The sequence below is a fragment of the Olleya sp. ITB9 genome (genome assembly GCF_001315805.1).
Lineage (GTDB): Bacteria > Bacteroidota > Bacteroidia > Flavobacteriales > Flavobacteriaceae > Olleya > Olleya sediminilitoris.
Map to the genome: position 1 here is coordinate 29,603 of NZ_BCBW01000038.1, position 21,161 is coordinate 50,763.

Below are 21,161 nucleotides of genomic sequence, written 5' to 3' on the forward strand. Positions count from 1 at the left end.
ACTATTAATAAATATTATTCAAGAAAAGTATTAATATTTTAACAAAAAATTAATTTATTTTGATTTTTTTTCGATTAAAAACACAATATTTTAAAACATTCGACAAATTGTGTGGTTTTAACCACAACAAAAACTATTAAATTAGCTATTTTTACTATATATGAGCGACCTTTTACTTGACATAAAAAACCTATCAATTAGTTTCAAAAGCAACGCTTCTGAAAAACAAATAATACACGATATTTCATACTCAGTTTTTAAAAATGAAATTGTCGGAATTGTTGGCGAATCTGGTTCTGGTAAATCCGTTTCGTCTTTAGCTATTTTAGGATTGCTACCAAACACAATTTCGACTATAAACTCAGGCTCTATTCAATTTGGATCTCAAGATTTAACACAAATAAGCAATAAAACGTTTCAAACTATTAGAGGACGCAAAATAGCTATGATATTTCAAGAACCCATGAGTTCTCTTAATCCATCAATGACCTGTGGAAAACAAGTAGAAGAAATATTGCAGCAACACACTAATCTCAATAAAAAAGAGATCAAAACGGAAACCTTACTTTTATTTGAAAAAGTAAAATTACCAAACCCAAAACGTGTTTATAAAACTTATCCTCATGAAATATCAGGAGGTCAAAAACAACGCGTAATGATAGCTATGGCTATTGCTTGCAAACCAGAGTTACTTATAGCAGATGAGCCCACTACAGCATTAGATGTTACCGTACAAAAAGATATTATTAACTTACTTAAAGACTTACAAACAGAAACTAAAATGAGTATTATTTTTATTACTCATGATTTAAGTCTAATATCCGAAATTGCTAATCGAGTATTAGTCATGTACAAAGGACAAATAGTTGAGCAAAATGACGTACAATCCATATTTAATAATCCTCAACACAGTTATACAAAAGCACTAATACAATCTAGACCTGCTTTAGATGTTAGGCTTAAAACGCTTCCAACCATCGCTGATGTTTTAAATAATGAAGTTTCATCAGAAGTCGTAACACAAAACATGCGTCAAAAAAAGCATGAAAAATTGTATGCTAATCCACCTTTGCTTGAAGTTAATAATCTTGAAAAAGAATACCTTTCAAAATCAGGTTTTTTCGCTAAAGCGGAAACCTTTAGAGCAGTAAAGAATGTAAGTTTTAAGTTATATAAAGGCGAAACAATAGGACTAGTAGGTGAGTCTGGTTGTGGTAAATCAACCTTAGGTAACGCAATATTATTATTAGACAAAGCCACCAAAGGACAAATATTATATAACGGAAAAGACATAACAGATTTAAGTAAAGCAGAAACTATTGCTATAAGAAAAGATATTCAGATAATTTTTCAAGATCCTTATGCCTCATTAAACCCAAGACTAACAATTGGTAATGCCATTATGGAACCTATGAAAGTCCATAATCTATATAAAACAAATATAGAAAGACAACAGAAAACACTTGAAATTTTAAATCGAGTTGGATTAGACGCATCAGTTTTTAATAAATATCCTCATGAATTTTCTGGTGGACAAAGACAACGTGTTGGTATTGCACGCACAATAGCTTTGCAGCCTAAGTTAATCGTTTGTGATGAGTCTGTATCTGCTTTAGACATCTCTGTCCAAGCACAGGTTTTAAACCTTTTAAATGAATTAAAAGAAAACTTTGGATTTACCTATATATTCATCTCACATGACTTAGCAGTAGTTAAATACATGAGTGACCAGCTATTGGTTATGAATAAAGGAGAAGTTGAAGAATTAGACGACGCAGATACCATCTACAATACGCCAAAAAAAGACTATACTAAAAAATTAATTGAAGCTATTCCGAAAGGATTATAACATAAATACTTTTTTAGTTAAGTATATAATGTTACCAATTAAGCTAGTAGTGGTTTTTATTTTTCTTATTAAATTTTTAAAAAACATAGTTAGGTCAAGTTTTTGATAAATTTGAGACAAAAAAGTATAACATTTAGGCTAAGTCATGGTAAACTTAGATTAGTGTTATTGGTTAGGTTTGGGATTGTAAACATACAAAGCATTTTTAAACAAAGAAGTTTAAAAGCACTATAATTCGACGAAATACATGTTTTTTTAACATTTTAAGTCTTTTTTGCTCTTTTAATGCTCAAAACACCACGTGTAGGATAATAACTTCTACCATAATTAGATCGTCTATCCTCACCTAATCTAGAAGCAACTTGATTAGTCATTTTAATAACAAACACTTCTTCTGCATTAGGAAACGATAAATCACGACCATCAGCATCAATTTTTCTACCTTTTGAGGCATGATTTCTTTTTCTTTCTAAATAATCTTCAGTATCGTACAACTCATTATAGCAATGTATTAACTCATGCGATAATAAGGATACAGGAGAATTGTATCCTTTATTACTTCTAAACCATTTCTTTTTATGATTTTTCCTAAACACAATACCATGTGTATCATAAAATAAAATGGTATTGTACTTAGGACTGTATGCATTTTTATTACTAGGAATTATTGTAATATCATTGTCAACATCTGAAACCAAAATATCAATAATGTCTGTTTTTTTCTCAACACCATCCTCTTTAAAGGCAATAGTAAGCGCGCTACTTTTGACCAAAAAATCTAAAGCAATAGTTGTATTTCTTACAAATCTGTCTTGAATTGATTCATGATTTCTACTAACATCATAGACATATTCTACATATTGATTAGCAAGAGTCTTAATTCGCATCGACTAAATATTCATTTCAGGAATATCTCCTTCAATAATTAAAGTCCCTTCTGTAGCATTTTTTACATCTTCAACAGTAACACCTGGAGCAGTTTCTAAAAGCTTAAAACCTTTATCTGTAACTTCTAAGACAGCCAGATTAGTAACAATTTTTTTAACACAGCCAACACCAGTCAAAGGGAGACTACATTTACTTAGTAATTTAGAAGCTCCTGCTCTATTAGTATGCATCATAGCAACTATTATATTTTCGGCACTTGCAACCAAATCCATTGCTCCACCCATACCTTTTACCATTTTGCCTGGTATTTTCCAGTTGGCAATATCACCATTTTCTGCAACTTCCATTGCACCTAAAATAGTAAGATCTACGTGTTGCCCACGTATCATTGCAAAGCTTGTTGCACTATCAAAAAAACTAGCTCCTGGTAAAGTGGTTATGGTTTGTTTACCTGCATTAATTATATCGGCATCTTCTTCTCCTTCAAAAGGAAAAGGTCCCATTCCTAAAACACCATTTTCAGACTGAAATTCTACTTCTATATCTTCTCTAACGTAATTTGCAACAAGTGTCGGTATTCCTATCCCTAAATTAACATAATAGCCATCTTGGACTTCTTGTGCGATACGTTTTGCTATTCCTGTTTTGTCAAGCATGTTATTTTATTTTTTTTCTGCTTAAGCAGAAATTTATTAAATTATTGTTTTGTTCTAACGGTTCTTTGTTCAATTCTCTTTTCATAGGTTTCGCCTTGAAAAATACGTTGTACAAATATTCCAGGAATATGAATTTGATTTGGATCTAATTCTCCCACAGGAACTAAGTGCTCTACCTCAGCAACAGTAATTTTTGCTGCTCCAGCCATACATGGATTAAAATTTCTTGCTGTTCCTTTAAAAATTAAATTACCAGCAGTATCGCCTTTCCAAGCTTTAACAAAAGCAAAATCGGCTTTAAAAGCATGTTCTAAAACATACATTTTACCATCAAACTCTCTAGTTTCTTTTCCTTCTGCAACTTCTGTTCCGTATCCAGCAGGAGTAAATATAGCAGGAAAACCAGCTTGGGCTGCACGACAACGCTCTGCTAAAGTCCCTTGCGGAATTAACTCGACATCCAATTCTCCTGACAACATTTGTCTTTCAAACTCATCATTTTCTCCAACATAAGAAGATATCATTTTTTTGATTTGTTTTTTTTGTAACAATAAGCCCAAACCAAAATCGTCTACTCCAGCATTATTAGAAATACAGGTTACACCTTTTACATTACGTTTTACAAGTTCTGCAATAGCTTTTTCTGGAATACCACTAAGACCAAAACCACCTAACATAAAGGTCATATTATCTTGTACACCTTGCAGTGCATCTTCTACAGATTTTACTGTTTTTAGAATCATTATTTTATGAATTTTTGTGGTTTAAATTTAAGAAATAAAAAAACCATTCTGTTATGAATGGCTTTTTTATTTTTATTGAAAATAAAGTCTATTACATTTCTAATTCATCTGGAACATCCTCTTCTGGCACGTCTAATCCATCTGACCCACTATCATCTTGTTGATAATTGCTACAATCAACCTCAATACTTAAATTTGAAGGCTTTTTAAAATGACCTTTTGATATGTTTAATGTTTCATCTTCATAACAGCTTTTCATGTACATACCCCAAATTGGTAATGCCATAGCTGCTCCTTGACCATATCTAACACTACTAAAATGTACTGATCTATCTTCTGCTCCAACCCAAACACCAGTTACTAAATTAGGCACCATACCCATAAACCAACCATCTGATTGGTTTTGTGTTGTACCTGTTTTTCCTGCTATAGGATTTGTAAACTCATAAGGATAACCTGTAATAATTTCTCTGTAATCTGCTCTCCATTTATCACGTCCTTTACCTCTAAGTCTACCTCCAGAACCACTTTGAGTAACTCCTTCCATTAGTTTTACTGTAACATAGGCTGTTTCATCACTTAAAACATCTTTAGTTTCTGGAACAAACTGATATAACACAGTATCATTTTTATCCACAATTGTAGTAATCATTACTGGTTTAGTATAAACCCCTTGATTTGCAAACGCAGAATAAGCACCTACCATTTCATACACACTAATGTCTGGAGTACCTAGTGCTATAGATGGCACTAAAGGAATCTCTGAAGTAATACCTAAATTCTTAGCTAATTCAGCAACAGGCTGTGGTCCAACCTTATCCATTAATCTAGCTGTTATAGTGTTAACCGAATTTGCTAAAGCATCTTTCAAGGTCTTTTCTCCATCATAATCACCTCCATCATTAGTTGGTGTCCAAGGTTCTGGATTACCGAATTTATTAGCTTCAATAGTAATTGGTGCTAATGGAAGTTTATCACATGGTGACATATGTAACTGGTTTATAGCTGTAGCATAAACAAACGGTTTAAAAGTAGAACCCACTTGACGCTTACCCTGTTTAACCATATCATATTTGAAATGCCTATAATCCATACCTCCAACCCATGCTTTTACATGACCTGTTTGAGGATCCATACTCATCATCCCTGGATGCAAGAAAGATTTGTAATAACGCATAGAATCTATTGGCTTCATTATTGTATCAACCTGACTTGCTTTACCATCTTTCCATTTAAATACAGACATTTTAGTTGGCTTATGGAAGGATGCTACTATTTCTTTATCCGATTTCCCTGCTTTCTTTAAAATTCTCCATCTTTCTCCACGTTTCATGTGAGAGTTAAGTAGTTTATTTATTTCACTTTTGTTTAAATCTCTAAAAGGCGCTGTTTGATTACGATCAGGTGTGTTTTGATTAAAAAATTCAGCTTGTAACCTAGGCATATGTCTAGAAACTGCTAACTCAGCGTATTTTTGCATACGTGAATCTATAGTTGTATAAATTTTTAAACCGTCGCTATTAATATTATATTTACTTCCGTCTGGTTTGCGATTTTTTGGATCATTCATCCAATCCTTCATCCAGCTTCTTAAATACTCTCTAAAATAAGTAGCCGATCCAGTGCTATGTGTTTGAGGAGAAAAATCTAAATCTAACTCTGTTTTTTGTAAAGAATCTTTTACTTTTTTAGAAATGTAGCCATAGTTTTCCATTTGATAAAGCACGACATTTCTTCTGTTTTTAACACCTACAGGATTTCTTGAAGGTATTGGGTTGTAAAATGATGAATTTTTAAACATACCAACCAACATTGCGGACTCTTTAATACTTAAATCTTTTGGCTCTTTGTTAAAATAAATATTAGATGCTGATCTAATACCATCTCCATTATTACCGAAATCGTAAATATTAAAATATTGAGCAATAATTTCTTCTTTAGTATATTGACGTTCTAAACGTATAGCAATAACCCATTCTTTAGCTTTTTGAATAACACGAGTAAAGATATTTGAAGACCCTTCACCATGTAATAATTGTTTAGCTAATTGCTGAGAAATTGTACTTGCACCACCACTTCCTGGTTTTAATATTGCACGTAATGTCCCACGACCATCAATACCGGAATGGTCATAATATCTGGCGTCCTCTGTTGCTATTAAGGCTTCTACCAGATGTTTAGGTAGTTCATTAAACGGTACAGGAGTACGGTTATCGTTAAAATAAAACTTAGCTAATGTTTTTCCGTCAGACGAAATAATTTCAGTAGCTAAATTAGTTTTTGGATTTTCTAATTGTGTGTGATCTGGTAACTCTCCAAAAGCTCCCCAAGACGCTAATAAGAAAAATAAGACTATTGAAAATACACCTACTAAAAATAATATCCAAAACCAACGAATATATTTTTCAAAACCTGACACTTCTTCTTTTTTTGTATTTGCCATTCTAACTCTAATATATCTTTTTTAATATACACTTCGACTATGCTTAGTGTGACCGCATTTTATTTTGTTTTTTCTATTCTAAAACCAACATCTGTGATACCTTCTAAATTTACAACTCCATTTACATCACCATTATTGCGCATGGCGTGTTGTATTGTAACGTCATATGTACCGTTTTCTTTAAAAACAACACCTTCTTTATACCACAACTTATTATCTTTTACAGAAGATAAACCTTGACCCAACCATGCTCCGTTTTTTTCTGTCATTTCGTATTGAAGTGTATCTGTAATTGTTTTTCCGTGCGGAAACTTCATTTGAACAATTAAATACAGATTACTAAACTTATAATCATTAGTATTTCTAACATTTACAAACAGATTGTAAGGATTTAATGAATCTGGCGCGTTAATTTTGAAGTTAACAACGTCTTCTTTATTCCAGGAAGTAGAGACACTTTGATATTTATCAAAAACCGCATTTGAGTCACAGGATAGGACTAAAAACAACATTAAAACAATTGCAATATTACTTAGTTTCATTAGGCTTATTGTTATTGTTTTGTGGTTTTTTGCGGTTTGGCTTACGTCTTGGCTTAGGCTTAGCATTAGGATTACCTTGCTGTGCTTTATTTGTTTGTTGAGACTTATTTTTTTGTTGAGGCTTATTGGCTTGTTTAGGTTTTGGCCTATTATTGTTATTATTGCTTTTAGCTTCTGTCTTAGCGTGTTGTGGTTTCTTTTTATTACGGTTTCTATTGTTTCTACGTTTTTTATTGCCTTTTGGACTATCAAAACGTGTTAAACTATCTTGACCAACAACGTTTTCAAACTCTGCTTTATCTTCAATTACAAGATCTGCTGCATACTCTTCTAAACTTGCAACCTTTTCTCTTTTTTTATTAATTGCTATAATTTCTCTTGCTTGATCTGTAGTAATTAAATGCCAATTCATCCATTCGCCTTCATAGGCATACCACATATGACCTTTAAAAATATCTGTTTTCTGGCAAACAGCAGTTCCTTTTTCTGTGTATAATTTTACGTCAGATTTAGGAAATGCTTTTAAGGCATCTAAATAAGAATCCAGTTCGTAATTTAAACAACATTTAAGCTTACCACATTGTCCTGCTAATTTTTGAGGATTTAAAGACAATTGTTGGTAACGTGCTGCACTAGTACTTACAGATCTAAAATCTGTTAACCAAGTTGAACAACATAACTCACGTCCACAAGATCCAATACCACCAAGTCTTGAAGCTTCTTGACGAAACCCAACTTGTTTCATTTCTATTCTAATTCTAAACTCTCTAGCATATAGTTTTATAAGCTCTCTAAAATCCACACGCTCTTCAGCTGTGTAGTAAAAAGTAGCTTTACTTGCATCGCCTTGAAACTCAATATCCGAAATTTTCATAGATAGCTTCAAGTCTATTGCAAACTGACGTGCTTTAACCTTCATTGGTTCTTCTTTATCGCGCGCTTCACTCCAGATATCTATATCTTTTTGAGAGGCTTTACGATATATTTTTAGAATATCGTTTTTGGTGTCTATTTTTTTTCGTTTGATTTGAACGCGAACCAATTCTCCCGTAAGGGTAACCATACCTATATCGTGACCAGATTGTGCTTGAGTAGCAACAATGTCACCAATACTTAGTGTTAAATTTTCTGAATTATGATAATAATGTTTTCGACCATTTTTAAATCTAACTTCTACCCAATCAAATGGTTTTTCTCCATTTGGAACAGACATATTTGCTAACCAATCAAAAACGGTTAATTTATTGCAACTATCTGTACCACATGTTCCGTTATTTTTGCAACCTTTTGGTTGTCCGTCTTTTCCTGTAGCGCAACTTTGACAAGCCATACTATTTATGTGTATATATTGAATCTTAAGGTGTTACCCTAAAGATGAAGATTAATAATTAGTTGTTTTTTGCGTAAGCGAATGTAACAACTCTTCTAATTTGTAAAGATAAGATTATTTAGGTGACTTTAAAATATAAAAAAAGCGTGATAAAATTTATCACGCTTTTTAATAATTAATGACTTGCATTTATTTTTTGAATGTCTCAAAAATGTTACGCAAATCTTTTTTGTATGGTAAGTGGTCTGCACGACCTTTTTTAAAGATATCATTACTGTTACCTTGTCCTTTACGTAATGCTTTTTGCTCTTCAAATGGTAATGCATGTATTTCTTTACAGGCTGTTGAGCAGCAATTATCCATTTCGGTTTTACAAGTTTCGCATTGTATGAATAATAAATGACAAGCATCGTTGGCGCAATTAACGTGTGTGTCGCATGAGGTACCACATTGGTGACATTTTGCAATCACGTGATCGCTTATTTTTTCTGATCTACGCTCGTCAAAAACAAAGTTTTTACCTATAAACTTGTTTTCAATACCTTCTTCATTAACCTGTCTTGTGTATTCAATAATTCCACCTTCTAACTGGTAAACATTTTTAAAACCTTTATGCTTGTAATAAGCACTTGCTTTTTCGCAACGGATTCCTCCAGTACAATACATTAGTAGATTTTTTTCTTCTTTATGTTCACGTAAATCGGCTTCAATAATATCTAAAGACTCTCTAAAAGTGTCAACATCTGGTGTTACAGCTCCATCAAAATGACCAATTTCACTTTCATAATGATTACGCATATCCACACAAACTGTATTTGGATTGGATAGCATATCATTAAAATCTTTTGCTGACAAATGCACACCTTTGTTAGTGACGTCAAAAGTATCATCATTAAGTCCGTCTGCTACTATTTTTTCTCGAACTTTTACTTTAAGCTTTAAAAAAGACATGTTGTCTTGCTCAACTGCAATGTTTAGCCTTACGTCTTTTAAAAAACTGATACCATCTAAATGGTTTTTAAAAGCTTCAAATTGATCTGCTGGAAGTGATAATTGTGCATTAATCCCTTCAGTAGCGACATAAATACGACCTAAGACATCTAAACTGTCCCATTTAATAAATAATTGGTCTCTTAATTGTTGTGGATTGCTAATCTGAGCATACTGATAAAAAGATAGTGTTAAACGATCTTTTCCAGCTTTTTCTATAAGTTCTGCTCTTTCGTTAGCGCTTAATTTGTTGTACAGTTGCATGCTATACCTAGTTTTAAGTGTTATTAAAAAGTTTATGCAAAGGTATTATTTTAAATTAATTAACAAAATTGAAGTGGTGTAAATCTAATTGTGTTTAATATTTATTAAAAAAAAGTCCCTAGCGCTTTGCAAAGGACTTTTAATAGACTAACTCGTTAATATATTTTAAATTTAATTAAAAAAATATTATTGAGTTAACCTCCATCGGCTTTACAGCTACTATTGAGTAAAACAGTAACTGAAACGCCTAATGATTTAATAAACACTATTTTTTTTAAATATTTCATACCTTTAATTTTAAAAGGATTAAACATTTCAAAAAGCAGATTAAATTTTCTTTTTCATAGCTTATCTTTTCCACTTCAATAAGTAGATGCAAAAACTTTAAAAAGGTTGCGTGAGAAAATTAAAATTATTTAAAAAAGTAGTATTTTAGCATAGAATTATTTTAATAAAAATTGACGTATGAGTAAAGAAAAAGACGCTAAACTTAAAGCACTGCAATTAACACTAGATAAGCTAGATAAAGCTTATGGTAAAGGAACCGTAATGAAAATGAGTGATGCTGCAGTTGTTGATGTAGAAGCTATCCCTTCTGGATCTTTAGGTTTAGATATCGCTTTAGGTGTTGGTGGATACCCTAGAGGTAGAGTCGTAGAGATTTATGGACCAGAATCTTCTGGTAAAACAACTTTAACGCTTCACGCTATTGCAGAGGCGCAAAAAGCAGGTGGTATTGCAGCTTTTATTGATGCAGAACATGCTTTTGATAGATTTTATGCTGAAAAATTAGGTGTTGATATTGACAACCTTATTATATCTCAACCAGATAATGGTGAGCAAGCTTTAGAAATTGCTGATAATTTAATTAGATCTGGTGCTATTGATATAGTTGTTGTGGATTCTGTAGCAGCATTAACTCCTAAAAGTGAAATTGAAGGAGAAATGGGAGATTCTAAAATGGGATTACACGCTAGATTAATGTCACAAGCTTTAAGAAAATTAACAGCCTCTATTAGCAAAACTAATTGTACAGTAATATTTATTAACCAATTACGTGAAAAAATTGGTGTCATGTTTGGTAACCCAGAAACAACAACTGGAGGAAATGCATTAAAATTTTACGCTTCTGTTAGGTTAGATATAAGACGATCTACACAAATAAAAGACAGTAATGGATCTGTTTTAGGTAACAAAACCAGAGTAAAAGTGGTGAAAAACAAAGTTGCACCTCCTTTTAGAATGGCTGAGTTTGATATCATGTATGGTGAAGGTGTTAGTAAAGTAGGTGAAATATTAGATGTGGCAGTAGAAAAAGAAATTGTCAAGAAAAGTGGATCTTGGTTTAGTTATCAAGACACAAAATTAGGACAAGGTCGTGATGCTGTAAAACTAATTATAAAAGATAATCCAGAACTATTTGATGAGCTGGAACAAAAAATTAAAACAGCTATTAAAGAAAGCGTTTAATATTAAAATCCCGATTATATCGGGATTTTTTTGGTTTAAGACGCAACCTTTTGTCAAAATCTGCATCTATTAAAAAACTATAGTTTATTTTAAAAATGAAAAAAATATTTTTTGTCTTACTTATACTGTTAAATTTATCTTGTAGTCTTGATGATAGCACCCCAAACTTAACTGCTTATGTAGAAGTGTTACCTATTGAAAGTGTGACCATGCCAGAGTATTTCCAAGTTGGACAAACCTATCAAATAGATTTAACATATATTAGACCTACAAGTTGTTATTTTTTTCAAGATATTTTTTATGATGTAGAAGGTAACACCAGTAAAATAGCTATTTTAAACTCGGTAATTACAACCGACAACTGTAGCATACTTGATGAAGAAGTGGAAGCTTCTTTTAATTTTACTGCTTCAGAAACTGGAGTACATGTATTTAAATTTTTAAGAGAGGACGAACCAGCAGTAAACACAGGAGCTGATGGGACGTATATGACCTATGAAATTGAAGTTGTTGACTAAGTATTTTCATTAATTAATACCTTTATATAAATTGAGTTTAGACCAACTCATACATAAATGTAAATCTAATGATACCAAAGCCCAAAGTGAGTTATATCAGCTTTTTTCAAGCAAGTTATTCTCAGTAAGCTTGAAGTATTCGAGAAGTTATGCCGAAGCTGAAGATAATTTACAAGATGCTTTTTTAACCATATTTGACAAAATAAAGCAATATAAAAACAAAGGCAGTTTTGAAGGTTGGTTAAAACGAATCACCATAAATATTGCCTTACAACGTTACAGAAATCAAAAGGTATTTGACATTGTAAACGAAGATGCTTTAGTAGATGACACAATAGAAATTGATGATGACGAAGTTGACATCGATTTTTTATTGCAATGCATACAAGAGTTACCAGATAGATACCGATTGGTATTTAACCTTTACGCATTGGATGGCTACTCTCACAAAGAAATAGCCCAAGCATTAGCTATTACAACAGGAACAACAAAATCCAATTTAGCTAGAGCAAGAAAATTGTTAAAAGAAAAAATATTAGACTATAAAAAGAGTTTAAACGCTCAATCATTATAATGAGTAACAAAAAGAACATAGACCGTCTTTTTCAAGAAAAATTTAAAGATTTTGAAGCTAAACCAGACCCTAAAAACTGGCAGCAAATTCAATCTAAGTTAAAAGAAAAAGACAATGACAGAACCGTTTTAATTTTACCTATATGGCTAAAAGTTGCAGGTGTTGCTGCTTCGTTTGTATTGCTATTGTTTTTAGGTCAAACCATTTTCAATACTAAAGATCAATTAAACACACCTAATGTCGTTAATACAAATGGTGATAATCCGACTAAAAATAACTTAACACCACAATCACCCAACTCTGAGACTAAAGATAATTCAGTCTTAATACCTAGCTCAAAACCTGTAGTTACAACACCTAAAACAAGTCAAACATCAACGGTAACAAACACTTTCAAAAACAAAACAAATACAAATATCGTATCTAACAAAACTACTTCTGAAACAAAAAGCACTAACAACAGTAACTTAGTAAATAAAAACAACTCTAAAAAAACAATAGCTTCAATTAAAAACAAAGCAACAAGCTATACAAAAAACAAAGTGTCGAATAGTATCGCTTCAACAAAAAACAAAAAAAATAGCTTTAACACAAATCGCTCGATTTCTTCTAAAGATAAAAGAAACACAGTTGCAGAAAACAATATAAAAAAGCAATCTAATACGGTCAATACATTTTTTGTAAATAAAACTGAAAACAAAAATAAACCTAACAACACCGTTCTACTTGCTGAAAACAAAACAGCAGAAGAAAAGTCCATTAATGATAAAGAAAACATAGAGGACGCTATTGCTAAAAACGAAGTGTCGGAAGAGGACATTAAAGACACTACGGAAAACAGCAAAAAATGGAAGGTTAATGCGAATGTAGCTCCTGTATACTATAATACATTTGGTGAAGGGTCTCACATTGCGGAAGAGTTTAATACTAATAATAAATCTGGTGAAATTAACACAAGCTATGGTGTAAAAGTTGGTTATGCACTTAATGATAAACTTACACTTAGATCTGGTGTTAACCGACTTGATTTAAGTTATGATACAGATAATGTTATTGTCTACGAAAACGTAAGTACTATACCTAACCCTAAAGAAATGCGTAACGTAAATTTTAACGCAATTAACAATCATACGATGAACATTATTAGTAGTAGTAATCTTGTGTTAGAAACCACAAATATTGGACTGTTAAAAAATGTAGCTTTAAGTCAACGTATTTCTTATTTTGAAATTCCTGTAGAGGTTGAATATGCTGTAATAAATAAAAAATTTAATTTAAATATTATTGGTGGGTTTAGCTCGTTTGTACTAGATGATAATGCATTGGTGTCAGAGTATGATGGTTTTAAAACCGAAATTGGACAAGCCAACAATATTAACGATTTAAGTTTTAGTGCTAATTTTGGGTTAGGATTAAATTACAATTTTTCTAAATCTGTAATTTTAAATATCGAACCTACTTTTAAGTATCAACTCAATGCATTTAGTGATACTTCTGGAAACTTTAACCCTTACATTATTGGTGTGTACACTGGGTTAAATTATAAATTTTAATTTTTAAGTGACCTTTTATTAGGTGATTTTTATATCAAGCTACTCTGTGCCAAGGGTAGCTTTTTTTTATATATTTACATAACAAAACAATAATTATCAAACAATAAAACGCTATAATGTTCATTATACTCTTGCAGCTAGTTAATAAACTTTTAATAAAAAAAACATCAATCACTTTATTTTTAATAACGTTATTTTCAACACCATTAAAAGCGCAAAATATAGACAGTTTATATACAAATTATTTTCAAGACACCCGAGAACTACCTTATCTTCATTTAAATAAGACTACCTTCATAAAAGGTGAAGAAATTTGGTTTCAAGCCTACGTTACAGAACAAAATTCTAATACACTCCATAAAACCACCTCTAACCTTTATGTTTCTATTTTTGATGAAAATGGAAAACAAAAAGAACAACACCTAATTCATATTAAAAACGGTATTGGACATGGAAATATACTTATAGATTCTACATTTACAAAAAATGCATATTACCTAAAAGCCTCTACAAATTGGATGAAAAATTTTAATGAAGATCATTCATTCATTCAAAAAATAACAGTCCTATCGGATCGAGAAAGAGACAATAAAATTTCAATTAACGAAAAAAAGTTCTATGAATTTAAAATTTTCCCAGAAGGTGGTCACCTAATTTCTAATACAATCAACAACATTGGAATATTAATCAAAGATGTTAATAATAGAGGGGTAAAAATATCTAAAGGAAAAATTAAAAATAGGTCAGGAACAGTTATTGGCCAATTTAATACTAATCATTTAGGCTTAGGAAGTGTAAGTTTCTTTACAAAAGAAAATGAAATTTACACTTTTGAAGCAACATTAACTAATGGAACAGTGATACACAAAAAAACTAATTCACCAGAGTTAATAGGTATAACACTTAACACTAATGTTATTGACGATTATTTTATTTTAAACATTTTGACAAATGATGTCTCTTTAACAAAGCTTAAAAATAAAAAATATAGGATACTAACTCATAACACTAGAAGCTTTAAAAACATTTATTTTAATTTTAATAATACCGATAAGACATATACTTTAATTTTAAAAAAGAATGAACTCCCTAAAGGAATAAATATCGTAACAATTTTTAATGAAAATAATATCCCAGTTATTGAAAGATTAATCTTTAATGATTTTGAAGAATTTCAGAATCAATTAAACATATCAAACTCTAAAATTAAAAGTGATTCAATAACGACTATATTAACAAACAATTCTAGTGAAAAACTCTTTTTAAGCGCCTCTTTTTTACCAACAGAAACTAAAGCTTACAAACCGACTAATACCATTAAATCACAGATAGCATTAAAACCCTATGTGAAAGGACATATAGAAAACCCACAATACTATTTTAATAATAATTATAAGGATTTAGATTTATTGCTTTTAACTCAAGGTTGGAGCAAATATAATTGGGATGATATTTTTAATAACGCGACAGACAGTTATTTTGATTTTGAAACAGGTATAGATATTACAGCAACTTTTAATAAAAAAATAAAATCTAATCAATCGGTATTGATCTTTTCCAAAGCAAACAAATTAATTAGAGAAATTAGTAACGATCAAAATCCTTTAGTTTTAAAAAACACATTTATTAAAAAGAATAGTACCGTAGATTTTGGTTTAAAAATCAACGATAACATATATAAAATAACACCCTACTTGCAATATAGCAATAGTTATTTAAAGGACACATTCAATAAAAACTACTTAATAACTAACAAGGATATTGAATTAGAGACATCTGATTTTGGAGATTTATCTAAAGATATAACAATATTAGATGAAGTAATTCTTTCAGGAAATAAAAGAAAACTGGACAATAAACCTTATGGTGGTGTAACAATGCTAAGAAATATTAAAATGAAGGATTTAATGAATCCTACCGGTGAAACTATAATTCAATTTTTAACCTTTAAAGGCTACCAATATGATGGAGACGGATTTTCACCTAAAGGAATTGACACAAAACGTGATGAACAAAATTCTTCCTCAGAATCTGAAGGTATCGAATTAGACTCTGAAGGACTCGAACCAGACTCTGAAGAACTTGGATCAGTTTCTAATGTAGATGACGATAAATTTAATCGACCACTAGTTAGAGTTTATTTAAATGATAAAGAAGTAACTTTTAATATTTGGGTAATTGAAAATATAAACACAAATATGGTAAAAGAGATATTTTATGGTAAGGTTCCTGGTCGTTTTGCACAAGTTATACATATATATACATTTTCACCTCACGAATATTACTCTAAAAAAACAAGACTTACAAAACTTAAGCTTCCGGTAGGTTTTACAACAGAAAAAGAGTATTATTCACCTCTATATCCTTCTTTTTCAAATTCAACTTTTAGAGAATTTGGTGCAATTTATTGGCAACCAAACATAACTATAGAAGCTAACTCTTCCCTTAATATTACTGTCCCAATCTACTATCAAAAAGAACTTAAAATATTTGTTGAAGGGACCTCTGAAATTGGCACGTTAATTTCTAAAACACAATTAATTAATATAGATTAAACGCTAAATTAATTCTAATGAAATTGAATAAAAGCTCTTCAAGTATTTACTATTAATAAAACACTGTTGGAGGGGTAATTCTTCTCTTAAAGTTAATATAAAATCTGCTTTAAAAGAATTTAAAGTATTTTTTGAAGAGATTTCTGAAACAAAGTTTATTGAATACTGAATAATTGTAATTGCTGTAAAATAACTTGTCTTGATTGTTGGTTTAATACTTTAGTATCATCTGTAGTTAAACCTTCCGTAGGAATAAATTGATGCATTTTAGCTCTTAAAATTCCTGGTCCACCACTAAAAAAGGTATATGAAAAACGTTTTTTATTATCGGCAAACGTAATAGGCACAATTGGTGTTTTGTGATTAATAGCTAATCTAAAAGCACCATCTTTAAATTGGTCCAAAAGCACATGCTCTTCAGGTACCAATCCTTCAGGAAAAATACAAATACTTAACCCTTGTTTAAGTCTTCTTTGCGCTCTTAAAAAAACAGCTTGCCTACTTTTAGCACTACTACGATCCACTAAAATACAGGTGCGTTTATAGAAAAAACCAAATAAAGGAATTTTTGACAACTCAGCTTTTCCAACAAAAACAAAAGGATTTTTAACAGTAACTAACATTAACATAATGTCAATCATAGACGTATGATTAGCTATAAACATGTAACTTTTATTGGCTTCAGGTTTTTGCTGGTATTCTGTTTTGGTTGGTAAACCCATACCAATTAATATAAATCTAGCCCAAATGCGTGCTAATTTAAAAAAATAGGGATACCAAGATTCTTTTAAAATAGAAAGAATTAAAAGCGGAAATAAAATTATGATTGGTAAAGCAACCATAACATAAAACCAAATACGGTAAAATGTCCAAAAAATATATCTAAATACAATCATTATCTGTCAAAACTAACTAAATTAATTGAGGTATTCTACTAAAAAAATTACCTTTGCTTTTACAACAGATTTATTATTATGTCAAGAATACTTACAGGAATACAAAGTACAGGAACACCACATTTTGGAAACATTATGGGAGCATTACGTCCTGCAATTGCGTTATCTAATGATGACAAAAACGAATCGTTTTTATTTATTGCAGACATGCATTCTTTGACTCAAATCAAAGATGCTGAGACACTTAAAAACAACACCTACTCTACAGCAGCAACGTGGCTTGCATTAGGTTTAGATATTGAAAAAACCGTGTTTTATAGACAATCTGATATACCACAATGTACAGAGTTATCATGGTATTTAAGCTGTTTTTTTCCGTATCAACGTTTAACGTTAGCTCACAGTTTTAAAGATAAAGCAGACCGTTTGGAGGATGTTAATGCTGGATTATTTACTTATCCAATGTTAATGGCTGCAGATATTTTATTGTACGACGCAGATATTATACCTGTTGGAAAAGACCAATTACAACATATTGAAATGACACGTGATGTGGCTTCTAGATTTCATGCCAAATTAGGCGAAACTTTTGTTATACCACAAGGTAAAATTCAAGAAAGCAATATGCTAATTCCTGGAACTGATGGTGCAAAAATGAGTAAAAGCAAGGGTAATACGATCAATATTTTTTTACCAGAAAAAAAATTACGTAAACAAATTATGTCTATTGCTACAGATAGTACACCTCTTGAAGAACCAAAAGATTGGTCTACATGTAACTGTTTTGCTTTATATAAATTATTGGCTAATGATGAGCAACTAGCTACAATGAAAGCTAATTACGAAAACGGTAATTACGGTTATGGTCATGCTAAACAAGCGCTTTTTGAATTAATCCTAGCTACTTTTGAAACCGAACGTGAACGCTATAACCATTACATGGCTAACCTTGATGAAGTTGATGCAGCTTTAGAAAAAGGTGCCGAAAAAGCTAAAAAAGTTGCTAATGAGGTATTAGCAAGAGTTAGAGCTAAAGTTGGATATTAATATAATATCTAAATAACCTCAAACAATTTTCCAGGTAGAGGTCTAACCACTCCTTTTAATTCCATATTAAGCAATATGCCAGCTAGTTTATAAGTTGGCATATTGCAATTTATAGCAATACTGTCTAATAATTGCTTGTCATTTTGCTTCAAAAAGTTATAAATTGTTTTTTCGTTATCATCAAGCTGCACAAATAATTGCTTTTGTACTACTGGTTTTTTCAAATCCTCTAATTGCCAATTTAAAATATAAGGTACATCTAATGGTGTAGATAGTAAATGTGCTTTTTGTTGTTTTATTAAATTATTGCAACCAACACTTTGACTATCTGTAACTCGACCAGGAACAGCAAAAACATCTCTGTTATATGAATTTGCAATATCTGCTGTAACCAGACTACCACCTTTTTCGGCAGACTCAATAACAATAGTGGCTTGGCTTATGCCTGCAATTATACGGTTACGTTTTAAAAAATTATTACGATCAAAACTATCACTGCTCCAAAAATCTGAGAAAAAACCTCCATTATTTTCAACCTCAGCAACATATTTTTTATGGACCTTTGGATAAATTTGATTTAATCCATGTGCTAAACAACCAATAGTTTGTAAGTTGTTTTTTACTGCTGCTTTGTGTGCAGTAATATCTGTACCATAAGCAAAACCAGAAACTATAATTGGTTTGTAAATAGCTAATTCTTCGACTAATTTCTCACAAAAAGCAATACCTGAAGTCGTTATTTTTCTAGCTCCTACAATACTTATAATATGTTTATTGTTTAAATTTATGTTTCCGCTTTCAAATAGTAAAATTGGACTATCAATACAATGTTTTAAATTTTGAGGATAAGTGTCATCAGTAAAATGATGGTATTTTATGTTTTCATCTTTAATAAATCTCAACTCATCTTCAGCAGCATCAAGGTGATTGGTTAGAAATAATTCGTTTAAAATAATTTGACCAATACCATCAATTTTTAATAGGTTTTCTTTTTTCTCTTTAAAAACCGCTTCAGCACTTCCACAATGTTTAATTAACTTTTTTGCAGTTGTATCACCTATTTTTGAGACATGTTGTAAAGCTAAAGTGTATTTTAAATGGTCTTCGTTCATTTTTATTATACTGATTTTGAAACTACAAGAAAAGAAATTTAAATCTGTTAATAAATAATTAGCCCTAAATTTTATTGGTTTTCAAAAAATTCTAACTTTGTTTTATGCAATTAGAACAATATATAAGCGATTTATTATACAGATATGATTGTGTTACAGTACCAGAATTTGGTTCTTTTTTAACACAACGTCAATCTGCACAAGTACACGATAGTACTAATGCATTTTATGCACCTACAAAAAGTTTAGCTTTTAACGAGCAAATCCAAACTAATGATGGGTTACTTGCTAGATATATAGCTGATGTAGAAAAAATATCTTTTGAAACTGCATTACAAAATTTATCAAAACATGTTAAGTCTTTAAGATCTTATTTGTCTGAAGGTAAAACTTTAAATTTTGAAAATATTGGTGACCTTGTTTACAACCAAGAAGGTAAAATAGAATTTAGTCCATCTTATCACATCAATTATTTGACTGATGCTTTTGGATTATCTCAATTTGTATCACCAGCTATCACAAGAGACGTTATACAACCTAAAGAAGAGGTTATTACAGAGGAAGCTATTGAAAAAGTTATTCCTATAACTGAAACTATAGAAGAACGCAATAGCAAACCGTATTTAAAATATGCTGCTGTAGCTGTTATTGCTTTAGGAATATCTGGTTTAGGTTTTAATAACTACCTTAACACTGTAAACCAACATAATCAAATAGCGCAAGAAGAAGCTAACACAAAATTAGATAGCCAAATCCAAGAAGCAACCTTTGTAATAAACAACCCTTTACCTGCTATAACTTTACAAGTTAACAAGCAATCTGGACAATATCACATTGTTGCTGGTGCTTTTAGAGAAGAAAAAAACTCTGACAAAAAAGTAGCTCAATTACAAGACGAAGGATTTAAAGCGCGTAAAATTGGTAAAAACAGACATGGTTTACACCAAGTAGCTTATGCAAGTTATACGTCAAGAGAAGACGCATTTGAAGCTTTAAACACCATTAGAGCAGAACAAAATAAAGACGCTTGGTTGCTTATTAAAGCTATAGACTAAACTAAGTACTAAATAGATTATAAAAACCTTAAAGTAGATAACGCTTTAAGGTTTTTTTATTCTTAATAAATTGTAAAATCTACTCTCAAAATATTTAAATCAGCTTACCTTTGCGCTTGAAAAGAAAAAAACCATGAACTCAAGAACAGCAGAAGACTCTAGAACCATATTAACAGATTTGGTTTTACCTAGTGAAACTAATCCATTAAACAACCTTTTTGGTGGCGAATTGCTAGCTAGAATGGATCGTGCTGCAAGTATTAGTGCACGACGTCACTCTAGACGTATTGTTGTAACAGCATCTGTAAATCATGTTGCTTTTAATAAAGCAGTTCCTTTAGGAAGTGTTGTTACTGTTGAAGCAAAAGTTTCAAGAGCATTTAAAACCTCAATGGAAATTTATATTGATGTTTGGGTAGAAGACAGAGAGTCTGGAAGCAGATCTAAAGCTAATGAAGCTATTTATACGTTTGTTGCAGTAGACGAAACAGGAACACCTGTTACTGTACCAGAATTAGTGCCAGAATCTGATTTAGAAAAATCTAGATTTGACGCAGCTTTAAGACGAAAACAATTAAGTTTAGTATTAGCAGGAAAAATGAAACCTAATGATGCTACTGAACTAAAAGCATTATTTGAATAATATAAAAACCCACTGTATAAGCAGTGGGTTTTT

The 21,161-nt window shown here is 31.0% G+C and carries 18 protein-coding genes; 9 read left to right on the top strand and 9 right to left on the bottom strand.

All coding sequences use genetic code 11. The features are described 5' to 3' along the window. The first annotated feature begins 160 nt into the window (after nt 1-160). The gene (locus ITB9_RS10785; RefSeq protein ID WP_054852230.1) at nt 161-1,849 is read left to right on the top strand and encodes an ABC transporter ATP-binding protein; all 1,689 of its coding nucleotides are present in this window, start codon (nt 161-163) and stop codon (nt 1,847-1,849) included. Nucleotides 1,850-2,112: 263 nt separating this feature from the next. Here ITB9_RS10785 and ITB9_RS10790 read toward each other — a convergent pair whose 3' ends face one another. The 7 genes from ITB9_RS10790 to ITB9_RS10820 all read right to left on the bottom strand — a co-directional run bounded on the left by ITB9_RS10790 (nt 2,113) and on the right by ITB9_RS10820 (nt 9,705). Beyond that, on the bottom strand, nt 2,113-2,736 hold the full coding sequence (locus ITB9_RS10790; protein ID WP_028288768.1) for a hypothetical protein: 624 nt from the start codon (nt 2,734-2,736) through the stop codon (nt 2,113-2,115). Nucleotides 2,737-2,739: 3 nt separating this feature from the next. Further along, nucleotides 2,740-3,393 (bottom strand): CoA transferase subunit B, encoded by a 654-nt coding sequence (locus tag ITB9_RS10795; RefSeq protein ID WP_028288769.1) that lies wholly within the window; start codon nt 3,391-3,393, stop codon nt 2,740-2,742. Between the two features lie 41 nt (nt 3,394-3,434). Next, on the bottom strand, nt 3,435-4,136 hold the full coding sequence (locus tag ITB9_RS10800) for a CoA transferase subunit A (RefSeq protein ID WP_028606700.1): 702 nt from the start codon (nt 4,134-4,136) through the stop codon (nt 3,435-3,437). A 91-nt stretch (nt 4,137-4,227) separates the two neighbouring features. Continuing rightward, on the bottom strand, nt 4,228-6,579 hold the full coding sequence (locus ITB9_RS10805; RefSeq protein WP_054852231.1) for a penicillin-binding protein 1A: 2,352 nt from the start codon (nt 6,577-6,579) through the stop codon (nt 4,228-4,230). Nucleotides 6,580-6,638: 59 nt separating this feature from the next. After that, nucleotides 6,639-7,121 (bottom strand): gliding motility lipoprotein GldH, encoded by a 483-nt coding sequence (locus tag ITB9_RS10810; protein ID WP_054852232.1) that lies wholly within the window; start codon nt 7,119-7,121, stop codon nt 6,639-6,641. Next, entirely contained in the window at nt 7,108-8,451 is a 1,344-nt protein-coding gene (locus ITB9_RS10815) for a regulatory iron-sulfur-containing complex subunit RicT (RefSeq protein WP_054852233.1), read from the bottom strand. Before ITB9_RS10815 ends, ITB9_RS10810 begins: the two co-directional genes overlap by 14 nt. A gap of 189 nt (nt 8,452-8,640) precedes the next feature. After that, a complete protein-coding gene (locus ITB9_RS10820) occupies nt 8,641-9,705 on the bottom strand; it encodes a rhodanese-related sulfurtransferase (RefSeq protein ID WP_054852234.1) in 1,065 nt (354 codons plus the stop codon). 465 nt (nt 9,706-10,170) lie between these two features. Here ITB9_RS10820 and recA point away from each other — a divergent pair, with 465 nt between their 5' ends. From recA to ITB9_RS10845, 5 genes are all read left to right on the top strand, one after another. After that, on the top strand, nt 10,171-11,175 hold the full coding sequence (gene recA / locus ITB9_RS10825; protein ID WP_028288775.1) for a recombinase RecA: 1,005 nt from the start codon (nt 10,171-10,173) through the stop codon (nt 11,173-11,175). 95 nt (nt 11,176-11,270) lie between these two features. Then, nucleotides 11,271-11,693, top strand: a complete 423-nt coding sequence (locus tag ITB9_RS10830; RefSeq protein ID WP_054852235.1) for a hypothetical protein — start codon at nt 11,271-11,273, stop codon at nt 11,691-11,693. A 31-nt stretch (nt 11,694-11,724) separates the two neighbouring features. Further along, nucleotides 11,725-12,267 (top strand): RNA polymerase sigma factor, encoded by a 543-nt coding sequence (locus ITB9_RS10835; RefSeq protein ID WP_028288777.1) that lies wholly within the window; start codon nt 11,725-11,727, stop codon nt 12,265-12,267. After that, nucleotides 12,267-13,820 carry a hypothetical protein gene (locus ITB9_RS10840; protein ID WP_054852236.1) on the top strand — a complete coding sequence of 518 codons (1,554 nt, stop codon included), beginning with the start codon at nt 12,267-12,269 and terminating at the stop codon, nt 13,818-13,820. The genes ITB9_RS10835 and ITB9_RS10840 overlap by 1 nt, the downstream gene beginning before the upstream one ends. A 116-nt stretch (nt 13,821-13,936) precedes the next feature. Beyond that, nucleotides 13,937-16,375, top strand: coding sequence for a hypothetical protein (locus ITB9_RS10845; protein WP_148638432.1), 2,439 nt, complete (start codon nt 13,937-13,939; stop codon nt 16,373-16,375). A gap of 155 nt (nt 16,376-16,530) precedes the next feature. On the opposite strand, the gene ITB9_RS10850 is transcribed toward ITB9_RS10845, so the two are convergent. After that, a complete protein-coding gene (locus ITB9_RS10850) occupies nt 16,531-17,271 on the bottom strand; it encodes a 1-acyl-sn-glycerol-3-phosphate acyltransferase (protein ID WP_054852238.1) in 741 nt (246 codons plus the stop codon). A 78-nt stretch (nt 17,272-17,349) separates the two neighbouring features. On the opposite strand from ITB9_RS10850, the gene trpS reads away from it, so the two are divergent. Next, a complete protein-coding gene (gene trpS, locus ITB9_RS10855; protein WP_054852239.1) occupies nt 17,350-18,318 on the top strand; it encodes a tryptophan--tRNA ligase in 969 nt (322 codons plus the stop codon). Between the two features lie 8 nt (nt 18,319-18,326). On the opposite strand, the gene dprA is transcribed toward trpS, so the two are convergent. Next, nucleotides 18,327-19,430, bottom strand: coding sequence for a DNA-processing protein DprA (dprA, locus tag ITB9_RS10860; RefSeq protein WP_054852240.1), 1,104 nt, complete (start codon nt 19,428-19,430; stop codon nt 18,327-18,329). Nucleotides 19,431-19,534: 104 nt separating this feature from the next. Between dprA and ITB9_RS10865 the strand changes: the two genes are divergently transcribed. Beyond that, nucleotides 19,535-20,485: an SPOR domain-containing protein gene (locus tag ITB9_RS10865; RefSeq protein ID WP_054852241.1), complete on the top strand. Its 951-nt coding sequence runs from the start codon at nt 19,535-19,537 to the stop codon at nt 20,483-20,485. A gap of 133 nt (nt 20,486-20,618) precedes the next feature. After that, a complete protein-coding gene (locus ITB9_RS10870) occupies nt 20,619-21,128 on the top strand; it encodes an acyl-CoA thioesterase (RefSeq protein WP_028288783.1) in 510 nt (169 codons plus the stop codon). Nucleotides 21,129-21,161: the final 33 nt, after the last annotated feature.